A 20,488-nucleotide genomic window follows, 5' to 3' on the forward strand; every position below is an offset into this window, starting at 1 on the left:
CTTAACGATCTGCTGAGCGGGAACGTAGACGCAATTATGGAAACTAACCCAATTCATATTCCCAAGCTGGCCGCTGATCCGCGGTTTCGTGTTTACCATTCATATTCTGCTTGGTGGATCCAGCGGGCTATCTACTGGCAAAACGATCACCCGCTTTTCTGCGATTTCCGCGTCCGTCAAGCACTTACGCACGCCATTGATCGCCGGGAACTGCTGCGTGTGCTCAACTTACCGGAGACAATAACTATCGTGGACGGGCCCTACAGCCGCCGTCAACTTCTGCGTAGTCGGTTGCCCGATCCATTGCCTTACGATCCAGAGAGAGCCCGAACTCTCCTCGAGGCTGCCGACTGGCGAGACCGCAATGGTGACGGAATACGCGACCGGGATGGGCGGGAGTTCCGCTTTACCACACTTGTTGGCAGTTTACCCTTTAACAAGGAAGTAGCGGTCTACATTCAGGACAAGTTCCGGCGTGTAGGTATCATAATGAATATCCAAATGATGCCTAACATTAATGTGTTGGCAAAAGTGAAGGAGGGACAGTTTGAGGCCGCCTTGACCGTCTTTGTGAGCCACGACATATGGCTGAAGCGGTTTCACTTTGGAGAGAGATATCCACTTGGATACAAAAACACAAGGGTTGTCGAACTGATCGAACAAGCGAGCGCTGTTCTGGCTGAGTCGGATGCCAAGGATCAAATTTACGTTCAGCTTATGGAAATTTTCCGTGAGGACTTGCCGGTCACATTCCTTTTCCAACGCGTCCGGACCATCTTTGCCCATCGGCGCATCAAGGGACTGAGCAGTCCCTGGCAGGCCGATCCGCTCTGGTACATGGAATACCTGTGGCTGGAGGACGAAGATTGATGGTACGTTATATTCTAAAGCGGCTGGTTCAGGCCATACCGCTCCTTTTGGGGATCGCTACGGTCACGTTCTTCATCGTGCACATGGCGCCGGGCGATCCCATGGACTTTTATCTCGAGCAGCGCTTCCGCCGCAACATAGACCCGGAGGTCATCGAGCTCATCCGGCAAAAATACGGACTCGATCAGCCCCTTCACGTTCAATACGTGAAATGGCTCGGCAACTTGCTTCAGGGTGATCTTGGTGAGTCGTTTGCACACCGGCGCCCGGTTAGCGCCCTGCTGGCGGAGGCCATTCCCTACACACTGCTGTTAGCCTTTTTTGCGCTCCTCTTCGATGCGATGGTTGGGATTGCCCTCGGAATCATCTCGGCCGTCAAACAATACTCCGCGCTGGACAAGACCATTACGCTTGGTTCGCTAATCCTTTACTCGGTTCCGGGATTCTGGTTGGCGCTTATGCTCATTCTGGTGTTTTCCGTCACACTCGGCTGGTTTCCTACTTCCCAGACCCGGTCGTTTGACTATGAATTTCTCTCCTGGTTCGAAAAACTAGTAGATCTGGGCTGGCATCTTGCTCTACCGGTCTTTGTTCTTGGTATCGCGTCGGCAGCCGGGACGGCGCGCTACATGCGCAGCCGCTTATTGGAGGTATTGAACGAGGAATACATCCTGGCTGCCCGCGCACGCGGACTTCGAGAACGGGCTGTGATTCTCAAACATGCCCTTCGAAATGCGCTGATTCCCATCATAACCATTTATGGCCTCTCCCTGCCTTTTTTGTTGGGAGGGGCGGTCATCATAGAGAACATCTTCGCCTGGCCCGGGATGGGAAGACTGGCGTTGTCAGCCATCCATGCCCGTGATTACCCGGTTATCCTGGCGACAAGTATGATAGCGGCGGTTTTAACCGTGATCGGTAACCTCATCGCAGATGTTACTTATGTAATGGTAGATCCAAGAGTATCCTATGAAAAGAAGAAACCAGTCTAGTCAATTTAGCCTTCTGGCAGCTTCTCTGCTCCCCGGAATGGGTCACATCCTGCTGGGTAAACACAGTCGTGGTAGACCGCTTCTGGCGTTTACGCTCGCGATCATTCTGGTGCTGTATTGGCGCTGGCAAGTCTTTCTTAACGTTTTTAATACCACCGGGTTCGACTACTGGCTGGCAGCTGTTTTTCTCATCGTATCGTTAGCCGCGAGTGTGATCTACTCCGTTTGGGATGTGCGTCGACTCCTTACGGCAAAACCCGAGGGTCCCCGGGGAAAGAGTCCATTCCGGCTTGCCCGCCGCAGGTTTACAGCCAACCGTATGGCAGTTACCGCACTTTATGTGATTGTGGTTTTCTATATCCTTGCCATACTTGCACCGATTCTGGCTCCTTATGATCCGGCAGCGATAACGGATGTCCTGAGCACCCGATATCTCCCTCCTTCAACGGACCATCTATTCGGCACCGATGAATTCGGACGTGATCTGCTCAGCCGAGCCCTCTATGGCGCCAGGGTTTCCCTATCTGTCGGTCTGCTGGCGGTTTTGGTTGCCATCTCGCTCGGTACAGTCTACGGTGCGATGGCCGGCTACTTTGGAGGAATCATCGATAGCATCTTCATGCGAATCGTGGACGTCATCATTTCATTTCCAACTTTCTTTTTGATGCTCATGTTGGTAGGTATATTTGAAGCTGACATTGTTTTTCTTGTATTGATTCTCGGGCTGACTTCCTGGCCGGGAACAGCACGATTCATCCGTGGGGAACTTCTCTCTTTGAAGCAGCGAGAGTTTACCGAGGCAGCCCGTGCCATCGGGCTGCCAAATCGTTTAATCATCTTTCGACACTTGATTCCGAATGCCATGTCGCCGATTCTGATAAGCGCCGCGCTGATGATCGGCGGGATGATCGGCGCTGAAGCTGGTTTATCGTTCCTGGGTATCGGCATTCGACCACCCACACCGTCGTGGGGAAATATGGTCAGCGCGGGGCAAGACGCCCTCTTGGTAGCCTGGTGGGTTGCCTTTTTCCCGGGAACTCTGCTTGCAATCACGGTCCTTTGTTTCAATTTACTGGCGGACGGACTTCGCGATGCGTTGGACCCCAAGTCCCTGATGCGGAGGTTCGTATGAGCATGCTTTTGCAAGTCGAAAACCTAACAAGCACCTTCTTCCTTGACGAAGGAGTTTTAAAGGCGGTCGATGGGATTAGTTTCCAGGTGAATGAAAAGGAGACCGTGGCTCTGGTCGGCGAGTCGGGCTGTGGCAAAACCATCGTGGCTCTTTCCTTGCTCAATCTCATTCCCTGGCCGGGACGAGTCGTAGGCGGCAGTATTCTTTTCAATGGAGAAAACCTGTTGCGGGTGAATATGGAAAGACTTCGCCAAATACGAGGAAGTGACATCGGCATGATCTTCCAGGAACCCGGCGCCGCGCTCAATCCGGTCTTCACCATTGGGCACCAAATTACTGAAGTGCTTCGGCTGCATAGAGGGCTGGGCAAACATGAAGCCAAAACTGAAGCGGTTCGACTGTTAGGCGAAACCGGTATTCCTGAGCCGGAGAAAAGAATCAAAGCTTATCCCTTTGAATTCTCCGGTGGTATGCAACAGCGAGCGGTCATTGCCATAGCGATCAGCGGAAGACCCAAACTTCTGATCGCGGATGAGCCCACCACGGCCCTGGACGTCACGGTGCAAGGGGAAATTGTCGATCTCCTCTGCTATCTGCAAGAACAATATAAGATGGCGATTTTGCTGATTACCCACGATATGGGCGTGGTTGCCGAGATGGCCAAGCGTGTGATGGTGATGTACACGGGTAAGCTTGTCGAAGTTGCCCAAACCCATGCGCTCTTTCGAGAACCAAAACATCCGTATACGCAAGGCCTCCTTCAGTCCATTCCCAAACTGGGTTTTGGACGTAAAGAGCCTTTACACGGCATTCCGGGAGTTGTCCCTGATTTTCTGGACTTACCCTCCGGATGTACCTTTCATCCTCGTTGTACCATCGGTGATACGTCATGCACATCCGAGTTTCCTCCGCTCCGAAATATCTCGGATATGCGCAAGTGCGCATGCTACAAAGTGGGGACGGGCTGATATGAACGGAATATTGCTGTCGGTCTCGGGCCTCAAAACCTACTTCCCATTTGGCAGCCGTTGGTTTGGCAGCCAACAATGGGTTAAAGCCGTGGATGGGGTCGATCTAACGATAGAACGAGGCGAGGTACTGGGTCTGGTTGGGGAATCCGGCAGCGGCAAGACAACGCTGGGAAGATCCATACTACGGCTTGTGGAGCCAACAGCAGGGACGATCCATTTCGATGGAGAAAATCTGCTAACACTTAGCGCAAAAAAACTGCGGAAATTGCGGCGGCGGATGCAGATTATCTTCCAGAATCCCTATGGCTCTCTGAATCCACGTATGCAAGTGAAACAGATTCTTGGCGAGCCGCTTCGACTCCATCGCATGGTTCCCAAACATCAGATCGAAGAGCAGGTTGCTTCGTTGCTCTCCAAGGTAGGCATGGAAGCCTATTTCATGCACCGCTATCCCCACGAATTCAGTGGTGGACAGCGTCAACGCATAGCTATTGCGAGGGCTCTGGCCCTGGAGCCAGATTTCATTGTGGCCGATGAACCGGTGTCGGCGCTGGATGTCTCAGTACAAGCGCAGATCCTAAACCTCTTAATTGATCTTCAGCGGAAAGAGGGCATCGCCATGCTATTCATCTCTCACGATTTGGCCGTGGTCGAGCGCGTCGCCGATCGAATTGCGGTGATGTACCAGGGAAAGATTGTCGAGGAAGCAAATACTGACCGTCTGATTTCCAGTCCGCAGCATTCCTATACCAAGTCGCTCCTTGCTGCGGTTCCCGAAGCAGATCCGGGCAGAAAACGAAAAAGGAGGAAAGGAGGTTAATCAATATGAGGAGATTGATAAAAAGTGGAAAACTTTTAACCTTAAGCGGAGCAACCCAGATGTGGCTTCTAGTGATTCCTATCGCGCTGATGCCTATCGGTTCCCTGTTTTTTGACCTGGAGGCGGCGCAAGCGCCGAAAGCCAGCGTCGGCAAACCTTACAAAGTGGCCGAGGTCGATATTACGGGGGCGGTTTCCCCAAATGGGTGCTTCCTTACTTATACGGACTGGACTACCGGCGATCTGGCTGTTCACAGCACAGACGCAAAGTTGTACGTGTGTGACCATACCGGAGCCCGGCGTAGCTAAAAGTAGCGCTCAACCCAGCGGCAGTTTCGATCTGTTCCATTGTTTGTAAGGCGGCAACCTTTTAGTGAACACAATATAATGTGGTTAGCCAAACGTGAAATGTCAATATATTGTATATCCTTTTAATCTTTCGACTTTTTACGAGTTCGTCATACATTATTTAGTAAAATAAAAATCTGATCCGTGTGTCCCCAGTTCGATTTTGGGAGGTGCTACTGCTTAAGCCCTGTAATATTAAAATAGTACAGGGCTTTTTGTTTGATTTCAATTTAACTGGTTTTGACTCATATTTACAACTTTTTTATTAGCGTCACAGTGCTTAAAATATTGAGATTGTATGTTGTAAATAATTCCGATTCCAACTCCCGTATACATTCGAAAAATGAAGGGGTAGGGTCAGATATATTAATGTCCTAAAATTTTCCAGAATTTTTTCCAAGGAGCCCGGCATAGTTTTAAAGTTTAGTTTTTCTTAAATCCGGATCGCTGATCTCACAATCATGCTGGTCTTTCTTTTGACGAAGAATTTCATACTCACCTGAATTTTTCTTTTTTATACGAAAATTAAACTTTATATGCCTTTTCCGTACGTTTTGTGAGCGACTCAACTTTTTCTACTTCCCCGGTTAATTCAATGAAACCACAGGTCATGCATATTCGCGAGTTGATGGTCATGTTACCCGGAACCAGCTGCAGAAACTTTGTAGCTTTTGGACGAAAGGATATAGTGCCTGACGATTGAACCGCACCCTCCTCAAAATCATCGGATCCGCATCTGATACATTTATATTCGACTATCATAAAACCTCCATAAAAAATTATTTATTTACATTTCATGTTATCGGTATGAATTTTAAAATATTTATAAAATTGTTAGTTGAATTAAATAATTTCATAGAGGTGTGAGACCACAAACGTGATACGGTAGACCCTTCGACTGAGCTCAGGACATGTGGCAGAAGTGAAACGTGAGACAGTGAAACGGAGAATCTGAAAATTTCAATACTCAAGAAAATCATTGGTTTTGGATTTCTTAACTAGTACTATCCAATATCGTTTTACCGGAAATATCTCCTGACTAAAATCAAAAACTATTTTTTTTGCTATGACAATAAAGATTACCGTAACAAAGAGGGATATTGTTAGGCGTGTAGCTCGACAAGTTGATGAGAAACTTCCCTTAGCAGAAAAAGTTGTATCTGCATTGTTTACGATTTTACGAGAAGTTATGGCCGAAGCTGATCCTGAAGTAAGGATTGAGATTCGTGATTTCGGTGTTTTCGAAGTAAAGACGACAAAAGCAAAGCCCAAAGCACGTAACCCCAAAACCGGTGAGAGTGTTTATGTTCCCCCAAGAAGGAAAACTCATTTCAAACCAGAAAAATTACTTAAAAAGGAGTTAAAAACCTCTCTGAACAATATAGGTGTATTCTGCAACAGCCTGCACGACGGGATGACATAGTTGGAAGTTTTAAACATCAAAGCATGATTCATGAATTATTCAGTTTAATTAATTATTTACATAACATCGTTTTATTTGATGTTGAAAAAACGAAGAGATATGAATAAATTCCAAAAAACAGACCAGGATTATAGGTACAATATTTTAATTGAAAACAAAAAATGAAGGAAAAAGCATAGCATAAAAATTCATTCACTATTTTTAGGCACAATATATTGCAAAATATTATAAAAATTAGAGTGTCTTGCGGTAATTTTCGGAATAATTTCCTTTATATTGTCGTTTAGATGGTTGTAAAAAGTCAAAGATGAACCTCAATAAGGAGGGCTGGAGATGCTACGACAGAAAATGAAACCAATTGTCCTCTTGGCGTGGATATTTCTCTTAAGCTGTACTGATTCTTCCACTGGACCAGCAGGACCTACTGTAGAGTCAAGGGATGGGAAATTCTTTATCGTGGATCGAACCGGAAAAAGTTGGGATGTCACCCACGCTAAGGAAAAGTACAATATGGACCCATTCGCGTTTCAATTTGGCTTAGGGCCTTTTGCCATAACACCACTCCTGAATCCGGAAATGCTTGCCCCAGGCGATCCTGGTTACCCCGAGGTTCCATCTCCTTTTATGGTACTAGGGGTTAGTCTGGCTAATGACCCGCGAGCCTATCCCATTAGAGTTTTATCGTGGCATGAGATTGCCGATGAGGTGTTCGGCGAAACCCATGTTGCGGTAGCATACTGACCGCTCGTCGATTTGGCTGCCGTGTACAGCCGTGAGATAGATGATAAGGTACTAACCCTAAGTGCAAGCGGTTGGACCTTTGATAACACTTTCGTTTTGTTTGACTATGAAACTGAAAGCCTCTGGTATCATTTGCCGGGAGAGGTCGGACTGACTTGCATAAGTGGTCAATACGCCGATCGGAAACTTGCGGAGTTTCCATCGACAAAGACAAGGTGGAATACTTGGAGAGACGCCCATCCGACATCTAAGTTTCTCAAATAAATTGTTCAATTTGAAAAAGCACGAAAGATAGTATAAAAAATGTATAACGGATTAAAACACAAAAGTTAAATGAATCTCGAAGGAGAGCTGAAAGAAAAGCTGATTTGCGTACAAAATATGGAACGGTTATAGCTCAAAAAATAATAAACCAGAAAATATGGCTTGGAATGTCTGCAGAAATGGCACGTAAAAGTGGGGAGAGCCTAATTCAATAAATAAATCAGTGGGAAGTTTTGGATTACACTAACAATGGATATATCAAAATAATTACCTTTATTTTGAAAATGGTATTCTTAATAGTTGGCAGGAATCAAAATAAAATAAATATTTCGGATAAAGTTTTGAATGATATTTGACATTATTGACGGTCACAAAAAGTCTCTTATCTACGAAACGGATACTAGAGATTTATTGTTTTATCTTGCTCTAATTGTATATTCGTTTTTAATGTGAAAATTGATAAAAGAGACTAAATTCACAACAATATATCAATATATATTATATTAAATTAAGTATTTAGTGTCTGAACGAAAACTCGACAACTAGTGTCATTCCGGTAATCTTCCCTGCTAAAAACATGCAGGGACAAGCTTGAGCCGGAATCTAATCATTTCAAGCAGGTAGATTCCCGCTAAAAATATGCGGGAATGACAGAAAGGATGTATTTGTTCAGACACTAATTATTGAATCCATTGATTGGTAATAGGCATGTCGAAGTCTTGTCCGCTAGTCAATGGATTTTTTGTTTCATAATGATGTAAAGGTATTGATAATGAAGTCAGAAAAACAAAGAGCACTAAATCTATTTAATGATTTTTTTAGAGCTGTGATCTGATGAAGGTGAAATAATGGCTGAACATTTGAGATTGATAAACTGAAAGAAGAGTGAAAGAGTTAATTATAAAATAATAAATAATAATGTTGGAAAGTACGTGAAGTGCAAAAAATTATTTAACTTGATCTATTCATAAACCTTATCACTGTTAATCGAGGAAATGATCTTTTTAAGATATTTTATGCTTATCATGCAGGCTTTTTCAAATGTATGGAAATAGATCCCGTCACGTGACGGGATGACATAGTTTGGAGGTTTAAGCATGAAAGCATGATTCATGAATTATTCAGGTTAATTTACTTTCAAATAAAGGACATGATTAATTGGGAATCTTAATATTTTTCCCATCAAACAATTTGATTAAGATCTAAGATTTTCATTGATTTTTAACTTATCAACTAGTATTATGCAGCATCTATGGATAAAAAGAGACAAGATCAAGATAGTATTTTATATGCAGGTTGATAAGTGCATTGTTTACCTTCGGGGTTGATAAATAGATAGCAACTTTTTTCTTGTCAGATTGTTTAAATTAAAATTTTATAAAATAAATTTTCCAAATCTTTTGTTACTATATCGATTAAATAGTACTAACCAAATTAAGTTCTTAATTCCGAAAATGAGATAGCATCTATAAATGCGAATTGGGATTGACGCCACATCTTTACCTATTTGCCCGGCTGGCGCTGGTCGGTATCTTTGTAATTTGATTAGCAATTTGGCAAAGGTTGATGCAAATAATGAATATTTTATCTTTTTAAAGCGAAGAGATTTTTACCATTTTTCAAATCTATCCGGAAATTTTGATCTAATTGGATTACCGAATTTTTCTCGCATTCCCCGTATTGCCTGGGAAATGGGTCGGCCAAAATATTTTTCAAAAAAAATGGGTTTGGATGTTTGGCATTCACCACATTATGTTGCTCCAATCGGATTTGTCAATACTAGGTTGGTTGTCACGATCCATGATTTAACATTCTTCCTTTTCCCGCAATTGTATTCTTTCTCCCGCCGGTTTAGTTTTCAGAAATTCATTAACCAGGCAGTGAACCACGCTGATGCGTTGATCACTGTATCCCAAAGCACACAAAATGACCTGACTTCACTTTTTCCCCAGGCTGAAGCGAAAACAACAACCATCCACTCAGGAATCGAACCGTACCCCAATAATGGCTATAGCATTGAACAGAAATCTCGCACAAAAAACTATTTGACAGACGGTTACCCTTATATTCTTTTTGTAGGTACGTTAGACCGGCGAAAGAATATTCCCTTGCTCATATCTGCGTTTTCAGAACTGGTTCAAAATAAAGGCATTACACACCATCTGGTCATTGTTGGTCAAGCTGGTAACGATTTGAACTGCGTACGAAGAGAAATTCAATCTGCCAGGTTAGAAAACCGCATTCATCTCACTGGATATGTGAACGAAAAAAAATTGCAGTCTTTATACCGGGGAGCTGAATTATTTGTTTGTCCTTCCATGTACGAAGGATTTGGTTTCCCTGTGCTGGAAGCAATGGCTTATGGCGTTCCAACTCTTTGTTCGGATGTTGGTGCAACAGCTGAGATCGCTAGTTGGCCTGGTATGCGTTTCGAGCCCGGGGACAAAAAGCAACTGATAACCAAAATGGCCGGGGTATTGTTTGATGTACGGTTTAGAGAAGATTTGATCCAAAAAGGCTTGGCCAGAGCCGGTGATTTCTCATGGGAAAATACCGCCCGAAAAACAGTTGATTTGTATGAGCAGGTAGGCGTAAAAAGATCCTATAAAACATATGATCGATCTTTCCACGGTTCCAAAAAAACAGGAAAAAATATCCCCGGATCCAGTTATGCATCACCAACGGGTATTCGAGAAGCCATCCTTCAGACCCTCCTGTTTTCAGACTTATTCGATTATCCTTTAACGCTGGAGGAAATCCATCGTGATTTGATAGCATATCCAGCATCTGCAAAAAGCATTCAAAAAGAATTAGAAAGCGAGCTGTTAAAAAAAGAAATTCAATTTTTCGATTGTTATTATTTTCTCAAAGGACGTCAAAATCTCGTTTCACTCCGGCTGCAAAAAAAGGATAAGACAAAAAAGCTTTTACAAAAATACCGTAGAACACTGAGAAGGATCTGCAGTTTTCCTTTTGTGAAAGCGGTAGCTCTGACCGGAACAATAGCTTTCGAAAATGTTAATGGTAACGATGATATCGATCTGGTGCTTATCGTGGATGGACGAAGAACCTGGATTACCTATCTGATGCTGGTCTTGTTTCTAAAAGTGATCGGCAAAAGAAACATAATGTGTATTAATTACCTGGAGGGATATTCTCGACCCACTTTACCAGAACAAAACTTTTTCACAGCTCATCAAATTGCCCACCTGTGTCCAATATCAGGGAACGGAGAATTTGTCCATTATTGGCAGGCCAACAATTGGATCTACGATTTTTTACCCCACGCCGGCTTAACAGGAGTAAATGACGGATTTTTCAATATTCAAAAATCGCGAGTCAGTAAATTTTTAAAAATGATGTTATCCAATCCTTTTTTCGATCGGCTGGAAAATTTTGTTTACCGGAATTACTCGAAACGAATTCGAACAATTACAGCAGAATTACAGAACAGCAGAATCTGGATCGATCGCCAGCGAATTCAACTTTTCACCAATGATCATCAGGAACGAATCATGACAAAATTCAATAAAAGAATATTATCTCACTAAATGCCAGATGTAATCATAGGACAATCTTATTTTCTGCGCTTTGATCCTAAACTATGGGAGGCAAAGCAACCCTACCCCCCGCTTGGTTCGCTCTATGCTGCCAGCTACCTGGAGAAAAAAGGCTATGATGTAGCGTTCTTCGATGCCATGCTGGCAGAATCTGAATCGGATTGGCAAGACGCCTTGAGAAAATATCAACCCAGGTATGCGGTTCTGTTCGAAGACAATTTTAACTATCTCAGCAAAATGTGTCTTTTGCGTATGCGGGAAGCTGCATTTCAAATGTGCAAAATGGCTAAAAATGTCGGATGTGTTGTTATTGTTTGCGGTTCCGATGCTACCGACCACCCGGGTAAATATTTCGCGGCCGGCGCTGATTATGTTTTGCGCGGCGAAGGCGAACTAACACTTGGGGAACTGTTGGACGAATTATCCGGTCGTACCACAACTGGTATCCATCAAATAAAATCTTTGTTTTGGCCGAATGGAAATAGCGGTTTGAACCAGTCAGATCCCAGACCGGTACTAAAAGACCTGGATACTTTGCCGTTTCCTGCCTGGGAAAAGATTGACTTAGATCGATATCGAAAAACCTGGATAAAAAATCATGGCTACTTCTCCATGAACATGGTTACGACACGTGGTTGTCCGTATCATTGTAACTGGTGTGCGAAACCCATTTGGGGCCAGCGATACAATTCCCGATCGCCGCTAAATGTTGTCGAAGAATTGGCCTGGCTAAAAGAAAACTATCATCCGGATCATATTGGGTTTGCTGACGACATTCTGGGACTGAAACCCGGTTGGATCGAGGAGTTTGCCGACCTGGTAGAATCGCATAAAGTTCATACACCTTTTAAAAGTTTAAACCGGGCAGATTTACTACTGAGATCAGATACCATACCATCGCTGAAAAGAGCGGGGTGCCAAACCTGCTGGATCGGGGCTGAGTCCGGCTCGCAAAAAATTCTCGATGCGATGGAAAAGGGAACCACAACAGAGCAGATTCATGAAGCTGCAAAACAGCTTCATGAAATTGGGATTAAAGTTGGATTTTTTCTGCAATTCGGCTATCCCGGTGAAACCTGGCAGGATATCGAGAAAACCATGCAGATGGTGCGAGACTGTAAACCCGACGACATAGGCATCTCGGTGAGTTATCCATTACCAGGAACGAAATTTTATGACCTGGTAAAAGACCAGTTGGGAACCAAACAGAATTGGCAAGATAGCGACGATTTAGCCATGCTTTACCAGGGTCCCTATTCGACTGCTTTCTACCGGAAGCTGCATACTGTCATCCATAAAAATTTCCGCAGACAATTGGCCAGGGAGAATCTGAAAGCTGCATACCATTCTCCGCAAAAATTGAATATGAACTACTTTCGTAAAATTGGCAGAATCGCTTTCAATTCATTAACGCTGCCATTTGATGAATTTGGACTTCAGAGGCTGAAAAAACAATCTGGAATTAGTTGAAATAAATCCTACTGAAATGCATAAAATATACTAAACCATGGTAGAATTAACAAAACAACTAGTTAAAGTGGAAGAAGCCTTTTCACGGCAATCTAACCATTATGATGAGGTTGAAAAAGACAACCTGGTTTTGCAGTGGATGCGTGAGCAAGTTCGAAATCATGCACTATCTTATGTTCAGACTGGTCAACATATTCTTGAGCTGAATGCCGGAACCGGATTAGATGCGGTATTTTTTGCGAATAATGGCTGCCGTGTTCATGCCATTGATATTTCCGAAGGCATGCTTAACCAGTTGCGTAAAAAAGTTGATTTGCTGAAATTGCACCATAGAATAACTGTTCAAAAATGCTCGCTTACCGAGCTGGAAAATATCAACCATAGTCAGTTTGATTTTATATTTTCAAATTTTGGCGGATTAAACTGTGTGCCGGATTTGACTTTAGTTACAAAATCCATTTTGCGCTTACTAAAGCCAGGTGGATTTGTAACTATTGTAATAATGCCAAAATTTTGTCCCTGGGAATTAGCGCTGATTTTTCGTGGAAAATTTAAAACCGCTTTCCGCCGGCTTCGCCAAAATGGTGCGTTAGCGCAAATTGAAGGCGTACAATTTATGGCCTATTACTTTAGCCCTCGACAAGTTATTAGAGCATTTGGACAAGAATTCAAAATAATCAATTTGCAGGGCTTGGCATCTATTAGCCCACCTCCTTACATGGAAAAATTCCCTAAACGATATCCCCGGCTATACCGCACTTTAACCGCATTTGATCAATTATTTAGTCGAATTACACCATTTAACAAATGGGCTGATCACTTCATCTTAACGATGCAATACAATCCGAATTGAAAAGAAATAGTTCTTACTAAAAAGATGGGCCATAAATGAAGTTGCTGTTAAAAAATTTACATATCTACTCTGATGGTAAAGATTTTTTTGCCGATCTCCGTATAGAGAAGAAAATCCTTACTCGCTGCCAGGGAATTGCACAACGCAGGCGAGAATTGGTATTGGATCTTTCCGGATATATGGCGCTTTCTGGTCTGATAAACTCTCATGATCATCTCGAATTAAATCTCTTCCCACGATTAGGTAATCCACCTTACAATAATTTCTATCAGTGGGCACAAGCAATTTATCATCCTGCATCAACACCCGTCAAGGAAATATTGAATCTTTCACTTGTCGATAAACTGTGGTGGGGAGCTTACAAGAATTTGGTGTCTGGGGTCACAACCGTTGTTCATCATAATCCATATTATAGTAAAATTTTCAACAATAAATTTCCGATACGCGTGCTTAGAAAATATGGCTGGTCTCATTCAATAGGGCACGGATCTGAACTCAAAAAGTCTTTCAAAAAAAGCCATGGAAAACCGTTCATTATTCACGCTGGTGAAGGAATCGATGCTCAATCTACTTCTGAAATTAATCAATTAATAAAAATAGGACTTATTAGAGAAAACACTGTTCTTGTGCATGGAACAGCACTAAAACCAAAACAAATTGATAACCTTTCAAAGGCGAAAGCAAGCCTGGTTTGGTGCCCGGCATCGAATATTTATCTTTTTGGCCAAACGGTAGATGTCTCCATATTAAGAGGACAAATTCGTGTGGCTTTGGGAACTGACTCCACGATGAGTGGTTCGGCAACATTATTAGATGAACTTCAATTTGCGCAAACCACTGGTCTTGCAGCGAAGAAAGAACTATTAAAAATGGTTACGTCTATCCCTGCTTCCATTTTCAAAATGACAAATGGATCAGGGTTTTTGGAGGAAGGTTCACCGGCAGATTTAATCCTAGTGAAAGATACTGGAAAGCCACCGGAACAAATATTGCTCAACTTAAAACCAGGAGATATTGAACTGGTCATGGTAAACGGACTGCCGCGACTTGCAAGTGAATCACTTGCCGGTTTACTGGATTTAGGCAACTGTAATGCGCGGATAGGTGGAATTTCTAAATGGATTTATGGCGACGTGGAATCTTTAAGAAACCGTATTCAGGAGCAGGTTGGAGAAGAAATTCTATCCGGAAATCCACTATGGAATTTATTTCAGGAAAGTGAAAGTCAGGTGATAACAACCGAAGAATATTTGGTTCATACCAATTAAATAGGGATCATCATAATAATGCGCACTTATTAGTATAAGTATAAAATTGTCATCCTGAGCGTAGCGAAGGATCTCTGAAATGTCATAAACCCAATAAAATCAAGAGATTCTTCACTTCGTTCAGAATGACATTTCGCTAGATATGAATTGATATTAAGATATGGCGAAACATCTTGAATTCTTAAGCAAAAAATAAAATCCAATGAATGATGCCCTAAGTAAAGTCCAATCCACTTATTTGACATCAGCTTCTGCTGTGACTTATCTTTCAAAGCCGCAAAGATTTAAGAAATTTGAAGAACTTTATCTTTCTGTCAGGGAAAGCGAGGAACGATTATATCCTGATGAAATAGTAAAGCGGTTGCCATTTATTAATCCTCGCCATTCATTAAATGGTGAATGGAAAATACGAGCAACTAGCGCAAAGAATTTCATTGGTTATTTGAAACAGAAATCGAAGTCTTTGACAATTCTGGATTTGGGTTGCGGAAATGGCTGGTTTGCATATTTCTTATCCAATGAACTGGATTGCCATGTTACTGCATTGGATATTAATGAAAAAGAACTGATACAAGGAATACGGGTTTTTGGCAATACTGCAAAAATCTCGTTTGTTTACGGAAATATCTTTGAAGATATTTTGCCAAAATCTAAATTCGATGTTATTTTACTTGCAAGTTCAGTCCAATATTTTTCGGATTTAAATCAACTTTTAAATCAACTAAAATACTTACTACCTGTTGACGGTGAAATTCACATTATAGATAGTCCTTTTTACAGCAGAGATAACATCATTTCAGCCAGGAGCCGAACCCGGGACTACTATAATTCTCTTGGCTTTCCTGAAATGAGTGACCATTATCACCACCACACTTTCGATTCATTTCAGGGTTTCACGGTAGAATATTTACAGCTAACTGGCAGCCTGTTTCAACAAATTCGCAAAAGGATATCAGCAAGGTTTCGACCGCCATTCCCCTGGATAAAGTTGACAGTAAATTCTTAATAGATTTGGAATATGAAATTTTCATGACGTTAAAATGAAACAGCCGAATCAAACATTTAATCAACCAATGCGCCTGCGAATTGCTGTAATTATCCCGGGTTTTCCTGCAAGGAACAATGATTGGTTTTTGCCTTCAATATCCAAGTTGCAGGTAGAACTAAAAAAATATGTAGATATTACGGTTTTCGCTTTGAGCCATCCACGCAGCAATGAATCGTATGAATGGCAAGGCCTTCCCGTTCAAAGCTTTGGCGCCTGGCGCAGAGGCTCGTGGTTGCCGGTTAGTTTGGTCAGTTTAGTAAAACAGCATGCCAAAACCAAATTCGATTTGATTCATGCATATTGGGCAACTGAACCGGGGTTAGTTGGTACTTTAGCCAAACGAATACTTGGCATACCTCTGCTTATTACCGGCCTGGGAAGTGAGTTTGTAAGTTTACCGGAAATTAATTATGGCGCTCAACTAAAGTGGCGCTGGCGGCGTCTTCTGCCTTTCGTACTGCGCAATGCAGATGGCATCATATATGGAAGCAAAGCACAAATGGAAATGTCGAAAAAAGTCAACGGTTTTGCTTCAGGGTCGAAAATACTACTGCCTATCGGTGCGGAAATTAAGTCGAATCACATTAAAGATAAAAAATCCCATAATATTCGGTTATTAACAGTTAGCAGTTTAATAGCAGTTAAAAATATCGGTATAATCCTGCAAGCCATGGTAAAGTTACCAAAAACTGTTACACTCAAAATTATTGGAGATGGCCCTCTTCGTAACGACCTCGAGGAATTATCAAGAAATTTGGGTTTAAATGAACGGGTAGATTTCATGGGTTGGGTTCATCATGAAGAAATGTATAAGTATTACCATTCATCGGATATCCTCGTTCATGCGTCTGTGCATGAAGGAGAATGTTTTGCAATCCAGGAAGCGTTGGCAGCCGGCTTGCCTGTTGTAAGCAGCAACGTAGGCATTGCCAGGGATGTTGTAATTCCAGGTACGAATGGTTTTTTATTCGATCCTAAAAAGCCTGGTGAGTTAACAGGGGCAATAAACAAATTTGTGTTCCATCCGGAGCTTTGTCAAAGTTTTGCTACCGCAAGCCTGGCAATCGCTCAAGAGAAATTGAATCGATTAAAACAAGTGCCAAAGTTGATTAATCTATACACTAAAATGGTAGGTAAAAAAGCATGATCATTCTTTTCAACCCGAAAGTTTGCGGACCCGGCGCTCGACGTTTCCCGCTATCGGTAATGCATATTGGTGCGATCCTGAAAGATGATGAATATGTTATCGTTGATGGAAATATCGATCCATCTCCCGTTAAAACAATCTCTAATCTATTGACTTCGAGAGACGATGTGGAGCTCATTGCCGCCACGGTGATGCCGGGACCCCAAATTGGAAATGCTGTACCGCAATGTAAGGAGTTGAAAAAACGTTTCCCCACTATTCCCATGATGTGGGGAGGTTACTTTCCCTCCATGCATACTGATGTGACTCTACAGTCAGGTTTTGTAGACTTTGTCGTGCGTGGACAAGGTGAGCAAACACTGGTAGAGTTTTTAAATATTTCTAGGAATGGCGGTCAATTTGAATCGATCAAGGGTCTCTCGTTCAAAAATGGCCGGGAAATAATTCATAATCCATCAAGACCCATGGTCAGCCCCAATGAATTTCCATGCCGGTTGCCCTATCACAAAATAAAGCCGGACTATTATTTGTACGGTTCATTCTTAGGTAAACGAACTGCTGTACATCATACAAGTATGGGTTGTCCTTTCAGTTGCAATTTTTGTGGAGTTATTTCGGTTTATGGCAGCCGTGAAAAAATAGCATCACCAGCTCGAACCGAGCAAGCGCTCACCTATCTAAAAACTAAATTTCATATCGATTCGATCTTGTTTTTCGATAATAATTTTTTCCTTGCCGAGGATCACGCGATTGAATTGTTTGATCGAATGATGCCATTAGGAATCAAATGGTGGTGTGAAGCCCGCATAGACATTCTGTTACGTTTCAGCGATTCAACCTGGAGAAAAATGCGTGATGCCGGCTGCAAAATGATCTTCTTTGGCGCCGAGTCTGGCTCTAACGAGTCACTACGCGATATGAAGAAAAACCAAACCCGGGAACAAATTGTAGAAATGGCCCAACGTGCTAAACGATTTGATATTATTCCGGAGTTTAGTTTTCTATTCGGTAACCCAAGAGATCCGCTAGGCGATGCGTTGCAAACCATCGATTTGATTTACCAGCTCAAGCAAATCGACCCCAGGTGTGAAATAATTATTTATCATTATACCCCAACACCACAACAGCGGGGCTCGTACGGTGATATCGATGCCCAAAACCCATATCCAAATAAATTGGAAGACTGGGCAACCCGGGAATGGATTAATTTTGCATCCCATCACAATCCTCAAGTGCAATGGCTTAAAGGAGATTTACTTGCGTGGCTAAAGAACTTCGAAACTGTTATGCAATGTCGATGGCCCACCATTCAGGATTTTCGACTCACAACATTTACACGAAAACTCCTTGCAACCTTAGCGGGGTGGAGATATCGATCGAGATATTATCATTTGCCCATTGAACTCAAAATTGCAAAACGTGCGATCTCGTTACGAAATCCTCGTGTAGAAAGTTCATGAATTTGTGGCAGCGTATTCGTCGCAAGCTTGAGTCTAATCCGGTCGAAACCGTTGACGCACATACAGGTTATGAACGTTGGGCGTCAAAATACAAAGATGAAGACAACCCACTGCTTAGCCTTGAGAAAAATGCGATCCAAACGCTGCTGCCAAATCTCAATCAACTAAATATACTCGATTTCGGTTGTGGAGTCGGTCGAGGAATAAAAATGATGGCGGATCATGGAGCTGCTTGTGTCGTCGGTATAGACTTTTCATTCAATATGCTTACCGAAGCTAAATCCCAATTGCATATTGAAAGCAATTCAAGATTATTACAAGCAAATGGACTGTTTTTGCCTTTTGTAAAGGACAGTTTTGAAGTAGTGCTTTCATCATTCGTTATGGGACATATTGAACAATTAGGTGAGGCGCTAAAGGAAATTGTACGCGTTACACGATCTGGCGGGACTATACTCATTTCTGACTTTCATCCATTCTGTACGATCATTGGATGGAATCGGTCATTTTTGGAGTGGCATGGCAATCGTTATAAAGAGTTTCGTATTCGCAACTATGTCCATTTGCATGAAGATTACTTTCGAATTTTTAAGGAAGCTAATTTAAAATTAGAAGAGATCCGCGAACCCCGGATTGACGATTCCGTTAAACATTTTTTTGACCGAACTCCAAAAGGTCGCGAAACCTATAAACAATCCGTTGGATATCCAGCAGTTTTAATTTTCAAATTAAGCAAACCTTAATACCGCCAACTACTTTTCGAAAACTTTTATTTTAAAGCTTGAATTAACATGAGTTCGACACAATTAATCTTATGGAAAATATACAAAATTATCAGCCTCGACGAGTTCATCCTGAGCTTGTCGAAGGGCTCAGGCTGCTGAATTTAAGCCATGGTGAGCGGAGTCGAACCATGAATTCACCTATTACGAACTCACGTTAGTATATGAATATATGCCTCATTCATGGATATTACGATTCGGATTTATTTTCCAGAGGCGGGCTTTCCGGCAAGGATTTGCTAACGACGTACTCATTAACTTACCACTTACCCTTACATTTGAAACAATTGGGACACAAAGTAACCGTTCTTCTCCATTTTTACCAAAATGAAATGATCGAAGATGATTCTGTTCTTTTCGAATTTATGTCTCCACCGTTTTTCTTCGCCAATGTCGGCAAGCTCGCTGGTTTTTTCTTTCACCAATACCGCTATCCATATTTTCAATTAGCCTCTAAAATGATAAAGCGATTAAATGCGCTGCAACCGCAAATCATACATTATTTTGGTCTAACCATGACGCCAAATCTATGGCTAATCTCACGCTGGGCTCATAAAAATCGAGTTCCTGTGATTGTTCATTATCACGGTGGATCGCCGGCGCATAATTTGATTGCCAGAAAATTTGAAAGGAAAAATTTGCAGCGGTTGAGTTCTGTATTATTCACAACATTGGAACAATCGAAACCCTGGTGTGAGGAAGGTCTTGATTCCAGAAAAGTGCGGCTGGTTGTAGAATCCTCAACAAATTTTCAGAAGATCGATAAAATCCAGGCCCGGAAACAATCCGGACTCCAGGGCGATCCTATTTTCATTTCTATTGGAAGGCTGCATCCTATCAAAAATCCCCTGGTAACCCTGCGTGGTTTTGAACAAATTGCCGAGGTGTGGCCAAATGCAAGGCTATATTTTTATTATCGTTCAACGGAACTATTGGACAGCTTGAAAGAGGAAGTGCGGAGTAAACCAGTCCTGGCACAAAAAGTTACATTTTGTGGCGAGATTTCGCACGCAAAGATGGAAATCATTCTAAATAGCGCAGATTTCCTTTTGCAGGCCAGTCATAAAGAATTTAGTGGTTATGCCTTATTGGAAGCCATGGCCTGTGGGACGATTCCAGTTGTGTCTGATATCGCCCCTTTTCGTGTCATAACTGAAAAGGGTCGATATGGTATCCTGTTTCCTCGCGGCAATTATTCAGCGCTTGCCGAAAAAGTTCTCGATATTCATAGAAATGGCATTCCTGATTTATCAAAAACGATAAGAGATAAATTTATTCGTGATTTGAGCTTCTCATCGCTGGCAAAAAATGTTGAAAAGGTTTACCGCGAATTAGTGACG

Annotated in this window: 19 protein-coding genes; 18 read left to right on the forward strand and 1 reads right to left on the reverse strand. The window is 42.5% G+C overall.

Annotated features, from left to right (window positions below; all coding sequences use genetic code 11):
• The 6 genes from IIC38_14150 to IIC38_14175 form a co-directional block, all read left to right on the forward strand.
• A partial coding sequence (locus IIC38_14150; protein ID MCH8127077.1) for a hypothetical protein occupies positions 1–870 on the forward strand: 870 nt, incomplete at its 5' end.
• Positions 870–1,862, forward strand: a complete 993-nt coding sequence (locus IIC38_14155) for an ABC transporter permease (protein MCH8127078.1) — start codon at positions 870–872, stop codon at positions 1,860–1,862. The genes IIC38_14150 and IIC38_14155, both read left to right, overlap by 1 nt.
• Before the next feature lie 37 nt (positions 1,863–1,899).
• Complete coding sequence (locus IIC38_14160; GenBank protein MCH8127079.1) at positions 1,900–2,994, forward strand: ABC transporter permease; 1,095 nt, start codon at positions 1,900–1,902, stop codon at positions 2,992–2,994.
• Positions 2,991–3,962, forward strand: coding sequence for an ABC transporter ATP-binding protein (locus tag IIC38_14165; GenBank protein MCH8127080.1), 972 nt, complete (start codon positions 2,991–2,993; stop codon positions 3,960–3,962). Before IIC38_14160 ends, IIC38_14165 begins: the two co-directional genes overlap by 4 nt.
• Position 3,963: 1 nt before the next feature.
• Positions 3,964–4,785, forward strand: coding sequence for an ABC transporter ATP-binding protein (locus IIC38_14170; protein ID MCH8127081.1), 822 nt, complete (start codon positions 3,964–3,966; stop codon positions 4,783–4,785).
• A 5-nt stretch (positions 4,786–4,790) separates the two neighbouring features.
• The gene (locus IIC38_14175; protein MCH8127082.1) at positions 4,791–5,093 is read left to right on the forward strand and encodes a hypothetical protein; all 303 of its coding nucleotides are present in this window, start codon (positions 4,791–4,793) and stop codon (positions 5,091–5,093) included.
• Between the two features lie 564 nt (positions 5,094–5,657).
• Here the strand turns inward: IIC38_14175 and IIC38_14180 are convergent.
• Entirely contained in the window at positions 5,658–5,894 is a 237-nt protein-coding gene (locus tag IIC38_14180; GenBank protein MCH8127083.1) for a hypothetical protein, read from the reverse strand.
• 304 nt (positions 5,895–6,198) lie between these two features.
• Between IIC38_14180 and IIC38_14185 the strand changes: the two genes are divergently transcribed.
• From IIC38_14185 to IIC38_14240, 12 genes are all read left to right on the forward strand, one after another.
• Positions 6,199–6,555, forward strand: coding sequence for an integration host factor subunit beta (locus IIC38_14185; protein MCH8127084.1), 357 nt, complete (start codon positions 6,199–6,201; stop codon positions 6,553–6,555).
• A 333-nt stretch (positions 6,556–6,888) separates the two neighbouring features.
• On the forward strand, positions 6,889–7,296 hold the full coding sequence (locus tag IIC38_14190; protein MCH8127085.1) for a DUF3179 domain-containing protein: 408 nt from the start codon (positions 6,889–6,891) through the stop codon (positions 7,294–7,296).
• Positions 7,297–7,308: 12 nt separating this feature from the next.
• Positions 7,309–7,560, forward strand: a complete 252-nt coding sequence (locus tag IIC38_14195) for a DUF3179 domain-containing protein (protein MCH8127086.1) — start codon at positions 7,309–7,311, stop codon at positions 7,558–7,560.
• 1,472 nt (positions 7,561–9,032) lie between these two features.
• A complete protein-coding gene (locus IIC38_14200) occupies positions 9,033–11,111 on the forward strand; it encodes a glycosyltransferase family 4 protein (protein MCH8127087.1) in 2,079 nt (692 codons plus the stop codon).
• Positions 11,112–12,590, forward strand: a complete 1,479-nt coding sequence (locus IIC38_14205) for a B12-binding domain-containing radical SAM protein (GenBank protein ID MCH8127088.1) — start codon at positions 11,112–11,114, stop codon at positions 12,588–12,590.
• Between the two features lie 37 nt (positions 12,591–12,627).
• Positions 12,628–13,443 (forward strand): methyltransferase domain-containing protein, encoded by an 816-nt coding sequence (locus tag IIC38_14210; GenBank protein ID MCH8127089.1) that lies wholly within the window; start codon positions 12,628–12,630, stop codon positions 13,441–13,443.
• Between the two features lie 35 nt (positions 13,444–13,478).
• Positions 13,479–14,711 (forward strand): amidohydrolase family protein, encoded by a 1,233-nt coding sequence (locus IIC38_14215; GenBank protein MCH8127090.1) that lies wholly within the window; start codon positions 13,479–13,481, stop codon positions 14,709–14,711.
• Between the two features lie 202 nt (positions 14,712–14,913).
• Positions 14,914–15,717 carry a class I SAM-dependent methyltransferase gene (locus IIC38_14220; protein MCH8127091.1) on the forward strand — a complete coding sequence of 268 codons (804 nt, stop codon included), beginning with the start codon at positions 14,914–14,916 and terminating at the stop codon, positions 15,715–15,717.
• 34 nt (positions 15,718–15,751) lie between these two features.
• A complete protein-coding gene (locus IIC38_14225; GenBank protein ID MCH8127092.1) occupies positions 15,752–16,906 on the forward strand; it encodes a glycosyltransferase in 1,155 nt (384 codons plus the stop codon).
• Positions 16,903–18,366, forward strand: a complete 1,464-nt coding sequence (locus IIC38_14230; GenBank protein MCH8127093.1) for a B12-binding domain-containing radical SAM protein — start codon at positions 16,903–16,905, stop codon at positions 18,364–18,366. Before IIC38_14225 ends, IIC38_14230 begins: the two co-directional genes overlap by 4 nt.
• Positions 18,363–19,109, forward strand: coding sequence for a methyltransferase domain-containing protein (locus IIC38_14235; protein ID MCH8127094.1), 747 nt, complete (start codon positions 18,363–18,365; stop codon positions 19,107–19,109). Before IIC38_14230 ends, IIC38_14235 begins: the two co-directional genes overlap by 4 nt.
• 203 nt (positions 19,110–19,312) lie before the next feature.
• A partial coding sequence (locus tag IIC38_14240) for a glycosyltransferase family 4 protein (GenBank protein MCH8127095.1) occupies positions 19,313–20,488 on the forward strand: 1,176 nt, incomplete at its 3' end.

It is taken from the genome of candidate division KSB1 bacterium, from assembly GCA_022566355.1.
GTDB lineage: Bacteria > Zhuqueibacterota > JdFR-76 > JdFR-76 > DREG01 > JADFJB01.

Coding starts and splice junctions, on each gene's coding strand:
- IIC38_14180 (MCH8127083.1), bottom strand. CDS start 5,894: ATGATAGTCGAATATAAATGTATCAGATGCGGATCCGATGATTTTGAG.
- IIC38_14205 (MCH8127088.1), top strand. CDS start 11,112: ATGCCAGATGTAATCATAGGACAATCTTATTTTCTGCGCTTTGATCCT.
- IIC38_14235 (MCH8127094.1), top strand. CDS start 18,363: ATGAATTTGTGGCAGCGTATTCGTCGCAAGCTTGAGTCTAATCCGGTC.
- IIC38_14230 (MCH8127093.1), top strand. CDS start 16,903: ATGATCATTCTTTTCAACCCGAAAGTTTGCGGACCCGGCGCTCGACGT.
- IIC38_14210 (MCH8127089.1), top strand. CDS start 12,628: ATGGTAGAATTAACAAAACAACTAGTTAAAGTGGAAGAAGCCTTTTCA.
- IIC38_14225 (MCH8127092.1), top strand. CDS start 15,752: ATGAAACAGCCGAATCAAACATTTAATCAACCAATGCGCCTGCGAATT.
- IIC38_14185 (MCH8127084.1), top strand. CDS start 6,199: ATGACAATAAAGATTACCGTAACAAAGAGGGATATTGTTAGGCGTGTA.
- IIC38_14175 (MCH8127082.1), top strand. CDS start 4,791: ATGAGGAGATTGATAAAAAGTGGAAAACTTTTAACCTTAAGCGGAGCA.
- IIC38_14165 (MCH8127080.1), top strand. CDS start 2,991: ATGAGCATGCTTTTGCAAGTCGAAAACCTAACAAGCACCTTCTTCCTT.
- IIC38_14155 (MCH8127078.1), top strand. CDS start 870: ATGGTACGTTATATTCTAAAGCGGCTGGTTCAGGCCATACCGCTCCTT.
- IIC38_14220 (MCH8127091.1), top strand. CDS start 14,914: ATGAATGATGCCCTAAGTAAAGTCCAATCCACTTATTTGACATCAGCT.
- IIC38_14215 (MCH8127090.1), top strand. CDS start 13,479: ATGAAGTTGCTGTTAAAAAATTTACATATCTACTCTGATGGTAAAGAT.
- IIC38_14160 (MCH8127079.1), top strand. CDS start 1,900: ATGGGTCACATCCTGCTGGGTAAACACAGTCGTGGTAGACCGCTTCTG.
- IIC38_14190 (MCH8127085.1), top strand. CDS start 6,889: ATGCTACGACAGAAAATGAAACCAATTGTCCTCTTGGCGTGGATATTT.
- IIC38_14170 (MCH8127081.1), top strand. CDS start 3,964: ATGAACGGAATATTGCTGTCGGTCTCGGGCCTCAAAACCTACTTCCCA.
- IIC38_14200 (MCH8127087.1), top strand. CDS start 9,033: ATGCGAATTGGGATTGACGCCACATCTTTACCTATTTGCCCGGCTGGC.